Source organism: Burkholderia sp. Bp8986, assembly GCF_003854225.1.
Classification (GTDB): domain Bacteria; phylum Pseudomonadota; class Gammaproteobacteria; order Burkholderiales; family Burkholderiaceae; genus Burkholderia.
The window spans coordinates 47,693-63,471 of the sequence record NZ_QTQM01000001.1; the positions used below are offsets into that span (position 1 = coordinate 47,693).

16 protein-coding genes and 1 pseudogene are annotated in these 15,779 nt (G+C 69.4%); 10 read left to right on the forward strand and 7 right to left on the reverse strand.

All coding sequences use genetic code 11. The features are described from left to right. Positions 1 to 19: 19 nt before the first annotated feature. The 8 genes from gtdA to DID99_RS00235 all read left to right on the forward strand — a co-directional run bounded on the left by gtdA (position 20) and on the right by DID99_RS00235 (position 6,513). Positions 20 to 1,066, forward strand: coding sequence for a gentisate 1,2-dioxygenase (gene gtdA / locus DID99_RS00200; protein WP_124665774.1), 1,047 nt, complete (start codon positions 20 to 22; stop codon positions 1,064 to 1,066). An 83-nt stretch (positions 1,067 to 1,149) separates the two neighbouring features. Continuing rightward, the gene (locus DID99_RS00205; RefSeq protein ID WP_124485018.1) at positions 1,150 to 1,848 is read left to right on the forward strand and encodes a fumarylacetoacetate hydrolase family protein; all 699 of its coding nucleotides are present in this window, start codon (positions 1,150 to 1,152) and stop codon (positions 1,846 to 1,848) included. Positions 1,849 to 1,880: 32 nt separating this feature from the next. Then, the gene (maiA, locus tag DID99_RS00210) at positions 1,881 to 2,522 is read left to right on the forward strand and encodes a maleylacetoacetate isomerase (protein ID WP_124519669.1); all 642 of its coding nucleotides are present in this window, start codon (positions 1,881 to 1,883) and stop codon (positions 2,520 to 2,522) included. Between the two features lie 19 nt (positions 2,523 to 2,541). Continuing rightward, positions 2,542 to 3,750, forward strand: a complete 1,209-nt coding sequence (locus tag DID99_RS00215; protein WP_124665775.1) for a 3-hydroxybenzoate 6-monooxygenase — start codon at positions 2,542 to 2,544, stop codon at positions 3,748 to 3,750. 76 nt (positions 3,751 to 3,826) lie between these two features. After that, positions 3,827 to 5,188, forward strand: a complete 1,362-nt coding sequence (locus DID99_RS00220) for an aromatic acid/H+ symport family MFS transporter (protein ID WP_124485015.1) — start codon at positions 3,827 to 3,829, stop codon at positions 5,186 to 5,188. Between the two features lie 126 nt (positions 5,189 to 5,314). After that, positions 5,315 to 5,665 carry a helix-turn-helix transcriptional regulator gene (locus DID99_RS00225; RefSeq protein ID WP_124665776.1) on the forward strand — a complete coding sequence of 117 codons (351 nt, stop codon included), beginning with the start codon at positions 5,315 to 5,317 and terminating at the stop codon, positions 5,663 to 5,665. Next, positions 5,655 to 6,089: a YeeE/YedE family protein gene (locus DID99_RS00230; protein ID WP_044842894.1), complete on the forward strand. Its 435-nt coding sequence runs from the start codon at positions 5,655 to 5,657 to the stop codon at positions 6,087 to 6,089. Before DID99_RS00225 ends, DID99_RS00230 begins: the two co-directional genes overlap by 11 nt. A gap of 1 nt (position 6,090) precedes the next feature. Then, entirely contained in the window at positions 6,091 to 6,513 is a 423-nt protein-coding gene (locus DID99_RS00235; protein WP_124665777.1) for a DUF6691 family protein, read from the forward strand. Between the two features lie 386 nt (positions 6,514 to 6,899). On the opposite strand, the gene DID99_RS00240 is transcribed toward DID99_RS00235, so the two are convergent. Next, entirely contained in the window at positions 6,900 to 7,250 is a 351-nt protein-coding gene (locus DID99_RS00240; RefSeq protein ID WP_124665778.1) for a hypothetical protein, read from the reverse strand. 203 nt (positions 7,251 to 7,453) lie between these two features. Between DID99_RS00240 and DID99_RS00245 the strand changes: the two genes are divergently transcribed. Beyond that, positions 7,454 to 8,938: a PLP-dependent aminotransferase family protein gene (locus DID99_RS00245; protein WP_185500275.1), complete on the forward strand. Its 1,485-nt coding sequence runs from the start codon at positions 7,454 to 7,456 to the stop codon at positions 8,936 to 8,938. A 144-nt stretch (positions 8,939 to 9,082) separates the two neighbouring features. Here the strand turns inward: DID99_RS00245 and DID99_RS00250 are convergent, their stop codons facing one another. From DID99_RS00250 to DID99_RS00265, 3 genes are all read right to left on the reverse strand, one after another. Then, entirely contained in the window at positions 9,083 to 9,358 is a 276-nt protein-coding gene (locus DID99_RS00250) for a hypothetical protein (RefSeq protein WP_044842898.1), read from the reverse strand. Between the two features lie 97 nt (positions 9,359 to 9,455). Next, positions 9,456 to 10,760 (reverse strand): cytochrome-c peroxidase, encoded by a 1,305-nt coding sequence (locus tag DID99_RS00255; protein ID WP_124665779.1) that lies wholly within the window; start codon positions 10,758 to 10,760, stop codon positions 9,456 to 9,458. A gap of 275 nt (positions 10,761 to 11,035) precedes the next feature. Beyond that, complete coding sequence (locus DID99_RS00265; protein WP_124665780.1) at positions 11,036 to 12,499, reverse strand: metallophosphoesterase; 1,464 nt, start codon at positions 12,497 to 12,499, stop codon at positions 11,036 to 11,038. Positions 12,500 to 12,681: 182 nt separating this feature from the next. Between DID99_RS00265 and DID99_RS00270 the strand changes: the two genes are divergently transcribed. Then, positions 12,682 to 13,530, forward strand: a complete 849-nt coding sequence (locus DID99_RS00270) for a class I SAM-dependent methyltransferase (RefSeq protein WP_124665781.1) — start codon at positions 12,682 to 12,684, stop codon at positions 13,528 to 13,530. Between the two features lie 93 nt (positions 13,531 to 13,623). Here DID99_RS00270 and DID99_RS00275 read toward each other — a convergent pair whose 3' ends face one another. From DID99_RS00275 to DID99_RS00285, 3 genes and pseudogenes are all read right to left on the reverse strand, one after another. Next, positions 13,624 to 13,935 (reverse strand): hypothetical protein, encoded by a 312-nt coding sequence (locus DID99_RS00275; protein ID WP_044843140.1) that lies wholly within the window; start codon positions 13,933 to 13,935, stop codon positions 13,624 to 13,626. A 5-nt stretch (positions 13,936 to 13,940) separates the two neighbouring features. After that, positions 13,941 to 14,204 (reverse strand): annotated as a pseudogene (locus DID99_RS00280) (BCCT family transporter); the annotation flags it as partial. Positions 14,205 to 14,530: 326 nt separating this feature from the next. Then, entirely contained in the window at positions 14,531 to 15,718 is a 1,188-nt protein-coding gene (locus DID99_RS00285) for a porin (protein WP_124665782.1), read from the reverse strand. Positions 15,719 to 15,779: the final 61 nt, after the last annotated feature.

The following is a 15,779-nucleotide window of genomic DNA, read 5'->3' on the forward strand; positions in this document are numbered from 1 at the left end:
GCCGCCCCAAGGAGACATCATGACCAGCCGACACCCGGATACGTCGCGCGCCGATTACTACGCCCGGATCGCCGAGCAGCGCCTCGCCCCGTTGTGGGAATCGCTGCACAACCTCGTGCCGAAGACGCCGCAGCCGGCCGCGCAGGCCGCGATCTGGAAGTACGCGCGGGTGCGGGACCTGGTGATGCAGGCCGGCAGCGTGATCAGCGCGGAAGAAGCCGTGCGCCGCGTGCTGGTGCTGGAGAACCCGGGCCTGCCCGGCAAGTCGAGCATGACGCCGACCCTGTACGCAGGCCTGCAGCTGATCCTGCCCGGCGAGATCGCGCCGAGTCACCGGCATACGCAGTCGGCGCTGCGCTTCATCGTCGAAGGCAAGGGCGCATGGACCGCGGTGAACGGCGAGCGCACGACGATGCATCCGGGCGACTTCATCATCACGCCGTCTTGGGCGTGGCACGACCACGGCAATCCGGCGGTGGAAGACGGCGGCGAGTCGGTCGTGTGGCTCGACGGGCTCGACATTCCGCTCGTCGCGAACCTCGACGCGGGTTTCGCCGAAAACCATCCGACGGCCGAGCAGCCGGTGAGCCGCGCGGAAGGCGACAGCTTCGCGCGCTTCGGCCACAACATGGCGCCGGTGCGGCATCGCGCGAGCGATCCGACGTCGCCGGTGTTCAGCTATCCGTATGCGCGCACCCGCGACGCGCTCGACGCGCTGTACCGCAACGGCGAACTCGACGCGTGGGACGGCGTGAAGCTGCGCTACGTGAACCCCGCGACGGGCGGCTGGCCGATGCCGACGATCGCGACCTTCATGCAGTTCCTGCCGGCCGGCTTCGACGGCCGCACGTATCGCAGCACCGACGCGACGATCTACTGCGTCGTCGAAGGCAGCGGCACCGCGCACATCGGCGGCGACGCGTTCGCGTTCGAGCCGCACGACATCTTCGTCGCGCCGTCGTGGGCGCCGGTGCGGCTGTCTGCGTCGTCCGACAGCGTGCTGTTCAGCTATTCCGACCGGCCGGTGCTGTCCGCACTGAACCTGCTGCGCGAAGCGCGCGACTGACGCCCGTTTTCCCCGCTTCGTCGCGTGCGTCGCCGACGCGGCGCGCGTTCCTTCCTTCCTTCATGCCTACGCTGGAGCCGTTCATGACTTATGTTTTCCCGCCCGAAGCGCCGGTGGCGCTTCCCGTCGCCGGCAGCGACGCCCGCTTCGCGGTGCGCCGCGTGTACTGCGTCGGCCGCAACTACGCGGCGCATGCGCGCGAAATGGGCTTCGATCCCGATCGCGAACCGCCGTTCTTCTTCTGCAAGCCGGCCGATTCGGTCGTGCCGGTCGCCTACGGCGAAACGCTCGATCTCGCGTATCCGTCGCAGACGCAGAACTATCACTACGAAGCCGAGCTCGTCGCGGTGATCGGCAAGGGGGGCGCCGACATTCCGCTCGAGCGTGCGCTCGAGCATGTGTGGGGTTATGCGGTCGGTCTCGACATGACGCGCCGCGACCTGCAGATGAAGATGCGCGAAATGGGCCGGCCGTGGGAAATCGGCAAGGCGTTCGACCGTTCCGCGCCGATCGGCCCCGTGCATCCGGCGAGCGAAGTCGGTCATTTCGAGCAGGCCGGCCTGTGGCTGACGGTCAACGGCGCGACGAAGCAGAAGAGCGACGTGTCGCACCTGATCTGGTCGGTCGCGGAAACGGTCGCCGACCTGTCGAAGTTCTTCCGCCTCGAACCGGGCGACGTGATCTTCACCGGCACGCCGGAAGGCGTCGGCGCGGTGGTCAAGGGCGACGTGATGCAGGTCGGCGTCGAGCGGCTCGGCGAACTGGCCGTGCACGTGGTCTGACGCGCGCCTCGCTTTCCTCGAAAGGTCACATCGTGCAACTGCATAGCTTCTTCAACAGTTCGACGTCCTATCGGGTGCGCATCGCGCTCGCGCTGAAAGGACTGTCGTACGACACGCTGCCCGTGAACATCCGCACGGGCGAGCACCGCGAGGCCGGCTACGTCGCGCAGGTGAATCCGTCGGCGTCGGTGCCGGCGCTCGTCGACGGCGATTTCCGTCTCGGCCAGTCGCTCGCGATCATCGACTACCTCGACCGGATTCGTCCGGCGCCGCGGCTGATTCCGCTCGAACCGCGGCAGCGCGCACGCGTGTTGGAACTCGCGACGCTGATCGCATGCGACATCCACCCGGTCAACAACCTGCGGGTGCTGCGCTACCTCGACAGCGAACTGCAGGTCACGCCGCAGCAGAAGAGCGCGTGGTACCGGCACTGGGTCGCGGAAGGGATGGCCGGCGTCGAGCGTCTGCTCGCGCGTGCGGACACGGGTCCGTGGTGTTTCGGCGAGGCGCCGACGCTCGCCGACGTATGCCTCGTGCCGCAGGTCGCGAACGCGCTGCGGATGGATTGCGACCTGAGCGCGTATCCACGCAGCCTGGCGATTCATGAACACGCGCGGCGCGAGCCGGCATTCGACGCAGCGCAGCCGCAGCGGCAACCGGACTACATCGCGTAACACGAAGCAGGAGACAGACATGGGCGAGACACACAACACAGGCCGACGCGTACTCGTGATCGGCGGCGGCATCGGCGGGCTCGCGACGGCGCTGGCGCTCGCGCGCCAGGGCATTCGCGTGAAGCTGCTCGAGCAGGCCGCGCAAATCGGCGAGATCGGCGCGGGCATCCAGCTCGCCGCGAACGCGTTCAACGCGCTCGACGCGCTGGGCGTCGGCGAGGCCGCGCGCGGCCGGGCGGTGTTTACCGACCGGCTGCAACTGATGGATGCGGTCGATGCGCGGGAAGTCGCGTGCATCGATACGGGCGCCGCGTATCGCGAGCGCTTCGGTAACCCGTATGCGGTGATCCATCGCGCGGACATTCACCTGTCGATCTACGAGGCGGTCAAGGATCATCCGCTGATCGAGTTCCGGACCAGCACGCAGGTGTGCGGGTTCGAGCAGGACGGCCACGGCGTGACCGTGATCGATCAGCACGGCGAGCGTTATCGCGCCGATGCGGTGATCGGCTGCGACGGCGTGAAGTCCGCGATCCGTCACGCGTTGATCGGCGACGCGCATCGCGTGACGGGGCACGTCGTGTATCGCGCGGTCGTCGACGTCGACAATATGCCGAAGGATCTGCAGATCAATGCGCCGGTCGTCTGGGCCGGCCCGCATTGCCATCTCGTCCACTATCCGCTGCGCGGCGGCCGGCAGTACAACCTCGTCGTCACGTTCCACAGCCGCGAGCAGGAAACCTGGGGCGTGCGCGACGGCAGCAAGGAGGAAGTGCTGTCGTACTTCGACGGCATCCATCCGCTGCCGAAGCAGATGCTCGACCGGCCGACGTCGTGGAAGCGCTGGGCGACCGCCGACCGCGACCCGGTCGAGCGCTGGAGTGCGGGCCGCGCGACGGTGCTCGGCGACGCTGCCCATCCGATGACGCAATACCTCGCGCAGGGCGCGTGCCAGGCGCTCGAGGATGCGGTGACGCTCGGCGCGGCCGTCGCGCAGGCCGACGGCGACTTCGAGGCCGCGTTTGCGCTGTACGAGCGCGTGCGGATTCCGCGCACCGCACGCGTGCTGTATTCGGCGCGCGAGATGGGGCGGATCTATCACGCGAAGGGCGTCGAGCGGCAGGTGCGCAACGCGCTGTGGGTCGGACGCACGCAGGCGCAGTTCTACGATTCGCTCGACTGGCTGCACGGCTGGCGCGCGCAGGATTGCCTGAAATCCGTTGCCTGACCCATTTCGGTTTGCATCCGGCGGCGCGCATTTCAACGACATCGCGCGCGACCGCCTTCATGGAGGAGACATCATCATGGCCGATACGCTGTCCATCGACGTCAGCGAATGGATCGACCGGCATCGCGTTGCGCCGTTTCAGGCCGCGATCGTCGTGTTGTGCTTCCTGATCGTCGCGATCGACGGTTTCGACACGGCATCGATCGGGTTCATCGCCCCCGTCATTCGTGCGGAATGGGGCCTGTCGCCCGCGCAGCTCGCGCCGGTGTTCGGCGCCGGGCTCGCCGGGCTGATGGCCGGTGCGCTCGTGTTCGGGCCGTTCGGCGACCGGTTCGGCCGCAAGCGCCTGCTGCTCGCCTGTGTCGCGTGTTTCGGCATCGCGAGTGCGGCGTCGGCGAGCGCGGGCGGTCTGACCGAACTGATCGCGTGGCGCTTCGTGACGGGCCTCGGGCTCGGCGGCGCGATGCCGAACGCGATCACGCTGACGTCCGAGTATTGCCCCGCGCGGCGGCGCTCGCTGCTCGTGACGACGATGTTCTGCGGCTTCACGATCGGCTCCGCGCTCGGCGGACTCGCGGCCGCGTCGCTGATCGAACGCGACGGCTGGCGCGCGGTGCTCGTCGTCGGCGGTGCCGCGCCGCTGCTGCTTCTGCCGGTGCTCGCATGGCGCTTGCCCGAATCGGTGCGCTACCTCGTCAACACCGGCGCGGCGCGTGAACGGATCGCGGCGATGCTCGCACGCATCGCACCGGACCCGCATCTCGCGCACGCGTCGTTCATCGCACCGCGCGGCAAGCCGGCCGCTTCGCCGCTCGGCCGCCTGTTCGGCGCCGACCTGCTGCGCGGCACGCTGCTGCTGTGGCTCACGTTCTTCATGAGCCTGCTCGTCATCTACCTGTTGTCGAGCTGGCTGCCGACGCTGTTGCGCACGACCGGTGCGACGTTGCAGACGGCCGCGCGCGTGACCGCGATGTTCCAGGTCGGCGGCACGCTCGGCGCGATCGTGCTCGGCGGGCTGATGGACCGCTTCGATCCGCATCGCGTGTTGGCATGCAGCTATGCGGCGGCCGGCGTGTTCGTCGCGGCGATCGGCGTGCTGGCCGCGTCGCCGGCGGGCGCCGCGCTGGTCGTGTTCGCCGCGGGCTTCTGCGTGTCGGGCTCGCAGGTCGGCGCGAACGCGCTGTCGGCCGCGTTCTACCCGACCGAGTGCCGGACCACGGGCGTGAGCTGGGCGAACGGAATCGGCCGCGGCGGGTCGGTCGTCGGTTCGATGGCGGGCGGGGCGATGCTCGCAACGGGGCTGCCGTTGCCGATCGCCTTCGCATTCGTCGCGGTGCCGTGCGTGATCGCCGGGATCGCGGTGCTGGTGCTGGGCGCGGTACGGGCCGGCGAGAAGCGCGCGGCGGCAGCCGATGCGCTTGCCGGCGAGCAGGCGTAGCGGAGGCAGGGGTGGGCGTCGCAGACGGCGCTTTCCTTTTTCTTCCGATGGCGCCGACCGAAAGTACGAATCAACGATATATAAATATATATAATATTGATTCGTTAATCGAATGCGATCGCCCTCATGAACGCCGACACTTCCACCGGGCTGCCCGAGCCCGATCAGATGCGCGCCGCCGCCGAATCGGCGTGCGCGCTGCTCAAGGTGCTGTCCAATCCCGACCGGTTGCTGCTGCTGTGCGAACTGTCGCAGGGCGAACGCTGCGTGAGCGATCTCGAGGCGCGGCTGGATATTCGCCAGCCGACGCTGTCGCAGCAGCTGGGTGTGTTGCGGGACAACGCGCTCGTCCGCACGCGCCGCGAAGGCAAGAACATCCACTACTCGCTCGACAGCCTGGCTGCGATCGCGGTGATGGGCGTGCTGTACGAACAGTTCTGCGGCCCGGCCGCGAAGGGGACGCGCGATGCAGCTTGATGCGCTTCATTTCACGCCGTGGCTGTCGCTTGCCGGCGGCGTGCTGATCGGGCTTGCGGCCGCGTGGCTCATGGCGTTCAACGGGCGGATCGCCGGAATCAGCGGTATCGTCGGCAGCCTGTTTACGGCCGGTGCGGCGGAGCGCGGCTGGCGTGCCGCGTTCGTCGCCGGGCTGATCGCCGCGCCGCTGCTGATGCGTGTCGCCGGTGCCGCCGTGACGCCGCAGGTCGATGCAGGCTGGGGCGAGTTGCTGGCGGCCGGCCTGCTGGTCGGGATCGGCACGCGCTATGCGGGCGGATGCACGAGCGGTCACGGCGTCTGCGGGCTGTCGCGCGGCGCGACGCGCTCGATCGTCGCGACGGCGGTCTTCATGGTCGCGGGCTTCGCGACCGTATTCGTGCAACGGCACGTGCTCGGGGGCTGACATGCAGGCAGGATTCGCGTTTCTGGCGGGGCTGATGTTCGGCGTCGGCCTCATCGTGTCGGGGATGGCCAACCCGCAGAAGGTGCTCGGTTTTCTCGACCTGGCCGGCCGCTGGGATCCGTCGCTCGCATTCGTGATGGCCGGCGCGATCGGCGTCGCCGTGTTCGCGTTCGCATGGGCGAAGCACCGGTCGCGGTCGTTGCTCGGCCTGCCGATCCAGTGGCCGGCCGGGCGGACGATTACCGTGCGCCTCGTCGCCGGCAGCGCCGTGTTCGGCATCGGCTGGGGGCTTGCCGGGTTCTGCCCGGGGCCGGCGATCGTGTCGATCGGGCTCGGGTCGTTGAAGGGCATCGCGTTCGTCGGCGCGATGCTGGCCGGGATGGCATTGTTCGAATGGATCGAGCGCGCGCGGAAGGTGCGGTAGCAACGCGCGGCTGCTGCGGCCGAGATTGTCGGCGTGGCCGAAGCGGCCCGGCCCGGCGAGGGCGACGGACGGGCTCGAATTCGTCGCCGGGGGAGCAACACGGTGATCGTGCGGCGACAACGGCGACGGTGTGTAGGCGTCGCGCGGCCGGGCTCGAATTCGTCGCCGGGGGGGGGCGACACGGTGATCGTGCGGCGACAACGGCGACGGCGTGTAGGCGTCGCGCGGCCGGGCTCGAATTCGTCGCCGGGTGGAGCGACACGGTGATCGCGTGGCGACACCGGCGACGGTGTGTAGGCGTCGCGCGGCCGGGTTCGAATTCGTCGCCGGGTGGAGCGACACGGTGATCGCGTGGCGACACCGGCGACGGTGTTGTAGCCATCGCGTCAGGACTGCTCGCGCACATGCCGCTCGCCGAGCAGCCGCGCGGACGCCCGCTGCAGCCACGCACGCCACACCGCGAATACGCCGGGCTTGGCCACGGGCGCCGCGACGGTCGCGGCAACCGGCCCGGCGCCGCCGGCGGACAATGCCACGTGACCGGCCGTCTCGATCGTCAGGCATTCGCCTTCGTCGAGCACGCGGCGAACGTATTGCGGCGCATCGGGCAGCCAGTCGAGCCCGCCGTGACGTAACGTGACCGCGAGCGCGCCGTCGAGCACGATGACGCGGCTGCCCTTGTCGAACCACGCAAAGTGGCTTTGCCCGGCGTCGAGCCGGATGTCGTGCGTCCGCATGGCGTGTCCTTTTCCCGGTTGCGCGGCCCGGCGATGGCAGGGCGACAGCGTGCAATCAGGTTAAGGAAACGCGTGCGGACAGGACAGATTCAGGGGACGGGTATCTGTTACGGTGCAGACGGCGATTTCATGTTGCTGTATCGGTGAGTTTCCCCGGAATCTGTATCTGGCGTGCGCCCGGGCGCGCGGGCAGGATGACCCGCATGACGCCCATCACCGATCCATCCCGCATGACTTTGCCGATGGCCGGCGAGCCGCTTTACGAACGGCTCGCCGAGCATTACCGCCGCATCATCGCGGCCGGCACGCTGTCGCCCGGCGACCGGATGCCGTCCGTGCGTGCGTTCATGGCGCAGCACGGCGTGAGCCTGTCTACCGCGACCCAGGCCTTCCGGCGGCTCGAGGATACGGGCTGGTGCGAAGCCAGGCCGCGCTCGGGCTACTTCGTGCGCCGGCGCGCGGTGGCCGCGCTCGACACGCTGCCGGAAAGCGACGGGCAGCCGCTGAGCGTCGAGCCGCCGTTCGCGGGGCTGCACGAACGCGTGTCGCGCGTGATCGATCGTGCGAACGCGAGGCCCGACGCGCTGAATCTCGGTGGCGCATCCGCGCTGGCGACGCTGTACCCGGCCGAGCGCCTGCAGGCGCTGGCGATCCGGCTGCTACGGCGCAAGCCGACGCTGCTGACCGACGCGGGGCCGGTTGGCGGCTCGGCCGAATTCCGGCAGACGATGGCCAAACGCGCGCTGTCGTACGGCGTGACCGTGTCGCCGGACGACGTGATGTCGACGAGCGGCGGCGTCGATGCCGTGAATCTCGCGTTGCGCGCGGTGGCACGCCCCGGCGACACGATCGCGATCGAATCGCCGGCCTTTTTCGGCTTGATCCAGCTGCTCGAAAGCCTCGGCCTGCGTGCACTCGAGATTCCGGCCAGCCCGACGACCGGGTTGTCGATCGAAGCGCTCGACGTGGCGCTGACCGCGTACCCGGATATTCGGGCCGTGGTCGTCGTGCCGAATCTGCAGAACCCGCTCGGCAGCGTGATGCCCGACGAACGCAAGGCCGCGCTGGTCGCGCTGTGCTCGCGTCGCGGCGTGGCCGTGATCGAGGACGAGCCGTATCGCGAACTCGTGGAAGCGCCGCACGCGGTGAAACCCGTGAAGGCATGGGACCGCGACGGCACGGTGATCTATTGCCCGTCGCTCAACAAGGTGCTGGCGCCCGGAATGCGGCTCGGCTGGATGAGCGCGGGCCGCTGGCACGCGCGCGTGAAGATGCTCAAGTTCGCGCAAAGCCGGCACAACGCCGCGTTGCTGCAGGCCGTCGCGGCCGAATTCGTCGGCTCGGGTGCGTTCGACCGCCACCTGCACCGGTTTCGCGAACAGCTTCGCGTGCAGCGCGATGTGACGATCGATGCGATCGCGCGCCATTTTCCCGCCGGCACGCGGATGAACCGGCCGCCCGGCGGCATGCTGCTGTGGATCGCGCTGCCCGACGGCGTGCGTTCCGAAGCCTTGTTCGATGCCGCGCTCGCACGCGGGGTAAGGATCGCGCCAGGCGCGATCTTCTCGAATTCCGACCGCTTTGACGCGTATATCCGGCTTGCCTGCACGCGGGTGTTCGACACGGCACATGAAGCGGCAATCGAAACGCTCGGCCAGTTGATACGCGACGCGGCGGCCGCTGCGTGAGCAGGGCGGGTGTCGGCCGGGCTGGCGCGTTGGCTACCGGGCTCGGCGGTCGTGACGAGAGCACGGGCCGGCCGATCCGGCTCGCCGCATTCTCCGCGGCCGGCCGCCGCGCGGCGACACGCCGACGATACGATTTCGGCGATTTCATCGGCTGACCGCATGCGCGGCGAGGTGCTGACGGATCAGCGACAGATAGCGATCTCCGACCGAGAAGTCGCGTGCGGCACGCGGCCGCTCCGCCGGGCGCAGCGTGGCCGGCGCGCTCATGCCCAGATACCGGCATACCGCCGACGGAAAGGGCTTTCGCGTATGCCCGAGCTGGCGCGCCGCACGCTCGACGCGGGCGTCGCCCACCTGCGCACGCAGCCATGCCAGCACTTGGCGATCGGTGTCGTTGACGATACGGACCAGATGTTCCATCGCGCACCTCACTGTTCATAAATACAGTACTGTAAATATAACCAGTGTTTGCGGCGACCGCAAGCGGATGCGCACGCGCCTGGCCGTTCGGCCAGGGTCAACGCGCCGGCGCGGCGGCGCGGGCGATGCGGGCGGCGGCCGGAACGGGATTCGCGTAGCGTGCGTCGGTCAGCGTGCCGAGGAACGCGACGATGTCGTCGATTTCCGCGTCGGTCAGCGCGGGCGGCGTGCCGGGCCGGCGGTTCATCGGCGTCGAATTGACGTTAATGTTGCCGCGATAGGCGGCCGGCACGTCGTCGAACGTCCGGGCGCCGTGATACCAGCGGCCAGGGTCGGTCGAGCGCGTGTTGTAGAACGCGACCGCGTCGCGCAGCGTCGTGAACACGCCGTTGTGCATGAACGTCTGCTTGACCGCGACGTTGCGCAGTCCCGGCGTGCGCAGGTAGCCGCACCATTGCGTCGGCTCGGGCCAGCGCAGCCGCGCAGCCGTATCGCACAGACCGTTGTCGAAATGGCGCGGATCGCGGTTCGCGGGCAGTGCGTGGTTGCGCGGCACCGCGATCGCGTCGTAGCCGAAATCGGTGAAGAGCGAGCGCTCCGGCCGGCTCGACGTTTCCGACAGCGTATGGCAGCTCATGCAATTGCCCTTGTCGGGATTGCGGAACAGCGCCAGGCCGCGCATCTCGGCCGGCGCGAGCGGCTTGCGCGTGCGCAGGAACGCGTCGAAGCGCGACGTGAACGGCGCCATCTCGTCGCTCTGCAGATAGGCTTCGACGGCCGAGCCGAGCGCCCGCACCAGTTGCTCGGGATCGCGCCGCACCGACGTGCCGAAGCGCGCGGCGAGATCGCCCGCCAGTTCGGTGCCGTCGACCTTGCGCAGCAGCGCGGCCGGCGACCGGTTGTTCATCTCGTTCGGGTCGAACAACGGCCCGCGGATCTGTTCGGCGAGCGTGTCCGCGCGGCCGTCGCTGAACAGGCCGCCGAACGGCGACGGCGCGGGCGCGTCGTCGTCCTGGTAGAAGTGGCGGCGCGGCACGTAGCGCACGTAGAGCAGCGATGGCGCGTTGCGCTGGCTGAAGCGCCCGTGGCGGCTGCCTTCCGGCACGCCCGGCCCCGCGAGCGAAGCGGCCGACAAGGTCGGCGCGAACGCGCGCCCCGGATCGTGGCAGCCCGCGCACGACATGCCGCGCGGCTCGGACAGCCGCGGATCGAAGAAGATCCGGCGGCCCAGCGCGACGAGCGTCGGGTCGGGCGCGAAACGGGCGGTGGCCGCGTCGACCTTGTCGGTCACCTGCGGCGTGCCGTTGCCGATCGTACCGACGACGCGCGCCGGCGGCGCGCCGGGGAGCAGGGTCGTTTCGGCAGGTGCGCCGTGGGCCGCGAGCGCCGCTCCGGCGAGCACGGCGGCGGCAAGGGCGCGTACCGCCCGTCCGCCGGCGGCCGCAACCGCGGCGGACGCCGGACGCCCGGCGAGGGCGACCGAAGGAATCGGCCGCCTTCGCGATCCAGCCATTCCTTCCCGGCAGCCGGCCGCATCCGCCGAACACGCCGAACACGCCGAACACGCCGAACACGCCGAACACGCCGAACACGCCGCATCCGCCGCATCCGCCGCATCCGCCGAATCCGCCGAATCCGCAGAATCCATCAAACCGCCATGCAATCGAACTTCGTCCCTCACGGCGCGATGAACCCCGTCTTGTCGCATGCGAGCGTGTTGCCCGACTGGTCGCACGACGCGAGCAGCTTGCCCGCCGCCGAATACGCATGGAACACCCAGCCCGTCGCCGGCGCCCCGCGTCGCTCCATGATCAGGAACCCGAAGCTGTTGTTGTGCGACAGCCGTTCGATCACGGCGCCCGGCGCCGGCGTCAGGCCGGCGGGGAACGGGTCGGGCAGCGCGACGTCGAGGTTGTCGCCGCCGTTGCCGGACACGATCGTCGCCGGATGCCCGGACGAGAAGTTGATCGCCTGGAAGTCGTGCACGTGCCCGTGCAGCGCGACGTGGATGCCGGGCGGGTAGTACGCCTGCGCGTTCAGGCTCGCCATCACCGACTGCAGCGCGAGGTTGCCCGGCGCGGGCGTGCTGCCGGCGATCGGCGCGAACGCGAGGATCGGATGGTGGTTCGTGAAGATCGTCGTCGACATGCCGGCCTTCGACGCGAGCGACGCGACCGTCTGGAACTGCTTCTGGTAGATGCGGAATTGCGCGTCGGTCGTCTTCAGCGGATTGCGGCCGACCTTCGCGGTGTCGAACACGATCACCTGCGTGCCGCCGCCGAGCGACACCGCATAGGGATCCGAGTAGTTCGCGTCGTCGTCGTTGGCCGGATCGTCGCACGAACGGGCCGCCGAATACGGGCGCGGATCGAGGAAGCGGTACCAGCCCTGGCCGGCCCGTGCGCATTCCTCGTGGTTGCCGCGCACGACGACCCACGGCGCCTTCGCGAACAGCGGCGCGGCCGGGCGGAACAGGTCGGCCTGCCACGCATCCCAGCCATAGCCCCATGGGCTGTCCTTGCAGCCGGCGATGTCGGGCGGGCACGCGTTTTCGCGGTAGTGATAGTCGCCGACGTGCAGCACGAGGTCCGGTGACAGCTTCGCGACGCTCGCCGCGATCGTGTCGAACGGCCAGACCGTCGCGTCGTTGCACGCCTGCCATGCGTTGTCGGCCTTCTTCATCCGGCAGCCGGTGTCGGCGATGATCGCGATGCGCTGCGGCTGCGCTTTCGGCAGCGGCAGTGCGCGGCCCGCGACGCTCGCCGTTTGCGCATCGGCCGGCAGCGCCGCTTCGCAGACCGACACCGGGAAGCTCGACGGTTTCGAGTCGGCCGCGGCGCTCGCCGTCGGACGCTGCGCAACGGTCGCGGCGCCGGCGCGCAGCGTCATGCGCGACAGCTTGCCGTCGACGGACAGTTGCGGGCACAGCGGATCGCTCGCGGATGCAGGGCTGTAGCTCGTGATCACGCGTGCGATCGCCTGGTTCGCGTCGCCGATCTCGATCCACGCGGCCTGGAGGTTGATCGCGGTACTGGCCGGATCGGCGGGCGTATCGATGTGATTCGAACACGCGGACAGCGCCGCGAGGGCAACAAGCGGAGCGCAGCGCGCGAGCAGTGCGCGCGGGAGGAGTCGTCGCATGAGAGGCACCGTAGGAAAGTCGTCAACGATACGCAGCGCGAGTGTAAGAAATGTGAAGGGCGGAGTCCGACAGCCGGCCGGCGCGCGAGTCGTGCCGCGGTCGCGGCCTTGACCTCAAGCCGGCTTGAAGCAGCATAGTCCGGATCACGGTCAACGATACGGACGAAAAAGGAGAATCGACGATGAAAGACAGCCGGGCAAACGAAGCGCAGTCTGCGCTGTGGAATGGTCCGTCGGGGCTGGCATGGGTCGACGCGCAGCGCTCGCTCGACCGGATGTTCGAGCCGTTCGAGACGCTGCTCGCGGACGCGGCGGCCGCGGCATCCGCGCGCAGCGTGCTCGACGTCGGCTGCGGCACCGGCGCGGTGACGCTCGCGATCGCACGGCGGCTTGGTGCGCACGCGCACTGTACCGGCGTCGATATTTCGGCGCGGATGATTGCCGCCGCACGGGCGCGTGCCGAACGCGCCGGCCAGGGCGCCGGCTTCGTGCATGCCGATGCGCAGACGCATGCATTCGCGCCGGCTCGGTTCGACCTGATCGTGTCGCGCTTCGGCGTGATGTTCTTCGACGATCCGGTGCGCGCCTTCGCGAACCTGCGGCAAGCGGCGCACGCGAACGCGCAACTGCGATTCGTTGCATGGCGCGGCGCCGCCGACAATCCGTTCATGACGACGGCCGAGCGTGTCGCGGCAACGTTGCTGCCGGACCTGCCGGCGCGGCAGCCGGGGGCGCCGGGGCAATTCGCGTTCGGCGACCGGCAGCGGATCGCGTCGGTGCTGTCGGACAGCGGCTGGGCCGACATCGCGATCGAGCCGATCGACCAGGCGTGCGCGTTGCCCGAGGCGGCGTTGAACGACTACATCGCGCGACTGGGCCCGGTCGGGCTCGCGCTTCAGGACGCGGACGACGCGACGCGGCGGCGCGTGGTCGAAACGGTGCGCGCTGCGTTCGAGCCTTACGTGCAGGGCGCTGACGTGCGGTTCGACGCGGCGTGCTGGCTCGTCACGGCGCGGGCGCCGTCTGCATGACGCGCCAGGCTACGAGGACGACCGACGTTCGGCATGCACGCTGCCGTTCGCGCATGGCAAGGCAAGGCTGCGCCGCCGCGCAAGCGACAGATATCAGCCGCGCCTCGCACGCAACATCAGCCACGCGCAGCCCGCCGCGACGAGCGCGAGCCCGAGCAGCACCGCCTCGACGCCGAGCGCGAAACCGGGCGGCATCTCGCCGCTGTTCGGCACGGGCGACAGGTTGGCGGTGATCGCGATCGCACCGCCGGCCAGCAACGCGATGCAGACGATCCAGTAGACCTTGCCGCGCGGCGCGGCGGTGCGGATTCGCCACAGCGCGAGGCCGACGCCACCGAGGTAAAGCACCGCGAGCGTCGCGAGCGCGATGAAGTCGCCGGTGCGATCGTGCAGCAGGCCGCTCATCGTGCGACTCCGTCGGAGGCCACGCGTCCGCACGATGCGATGAACGCGTCGACCGCGTGGCCGATCCGGCCGTTCACGCGCTCCCGCAGCATCGGATACAGCCCGGACCGCAGCGTCAGCGGCAGGTTGTAGCGGAAACCGAAGTACGCGAGCACGAGCCCCGTCAGCCCGTAGATCGCCCACGCATGGAAGCCCCAGTGGAAGAAGGGCATCAGCATGGCCTCGCGCGCGGTGGCGGGCGTGCTGGGGGCGACGGCCTGCGGCTCTAACGCCGTGCGGGTCGAGGGACGGGAACCTGGCATGGCTGGCATCCAGTTGTGGGCGCAACGAGGCGCGACGCCGCCCGGCGCGCGCGTCGCACGTCGGACCCTGATACGGCGTGCGTCGAGTGTAGCGCGGTGTCGGGACTGCAAGAAGGGGCAAGCAGCAGGGGTTAACCTGACGAATTGTAGGGTATCGGGCCGATCGCGAACACCCTCGCACTGAGCCGGCGAGTGCGACGGAGCCCAGACCGAGCGCAGACGAGGCGCGGAATCCGGCGCCCCGGATGATGCGGACCGTCCGGGGCGCCGGCGGGCGATGCGCTGCCGCGATTTCAGAACGTCACGGCGATCCCGGCCATGCCGACGAACTGGCCGTGCGTCGTCGACGGCGTGAGCTGCTGCGAGTCGCCGACGATCGGCGCCGCGTCGACGATATGGCCGGCACCTTGCGCGCCGAGCGTGCGCCCGCTCGAATGCGTGTACGCCTGCAGCGCATAGAGCGTCGTGCGCTTCGACAGGCTGTACGACTCCTTCAGCGAATACTGCTGGTAGCGGGCCGCGTTCGACACGCCGTTTGCCTTCGACGCGAGCGTGTACGCGAACGCGCCGGCCACCGAGAAGGTCGGCGTGAAGCGGTACGCGGCGAGCGCGCCGTAGGTGTTGAACACGGCCGTGTTCGCGAACGCGGAGCCGCTGCCGGGCAGGTACTTCACGTTCGAGTAGTTGAGGCCCATCGTCAGGTTGCCGAGCGTGTAGTTGCCGGCCGTCGCGACCTGCTCGACAGCCTTCGCGGTCAGGTAGCCCTGGTTCAGCACGGACACGGCGAAGCTGCCCGACGCCGCGGTCGCCGGATTCAGGAACCCCACCGACGAACCCGAGCTGTTGATGCGCAGGTAGCCGGCCGCGATCCCGACCGGCCCGTTCGCATAGCGCAGCGCGGCGCTGAACGTATTGCCCTTGCCGGTCGCGCCGGCGATGCCGCCGAACGCGTACATCGCGCTCGCGGTCAGCCCGGACAAGGTCGGCGACGTATAGGTGACCGAGTTGTTCACGCGGATGGTCGTGTCGAGGCCGTCGATGTCGCCCGGATGCGCGCCGGTCGCACCGGTCAGCCAGCTGCTCGACGCGTAGGGGCCGACCAGCAGGAAGTACGGCGTGTACTGGCGGCCGGCCGTCACCGTGCCGTAATGGTCGTTGCGCAGCCCGACGAAGGCCTGGCGGTTGAAGATCGTGCCGGCGGCGGCTTGCGCGCCGGTGTTCAGGTTGAAGCCGGATTGCAGGTCGAAGATCGCGTGCGTGCCGCCGCCGAGATCCTCGTCGCCGCGCAGCCCGAACTTCGACGCATACAGGTTGCCGTCGCGCATGTACACGTTCGAGTGGCCTTGCTGGTTGTTCACGTACGCGAGCGAATCGTCGACCACGCCGTACAGCGTCACGCTGCTCTGCGCATGGGCGGCGGAAGCGCCGAGCGACGCGGCGGATAAAATCAGGATTGCATAATGATGATGCGGTGCCTTCATTGTCGATCTCCAGGTCTCTTCAGGGGGCGGGAGGCTGGACGGCCTCCTCTTGGATGGCGGG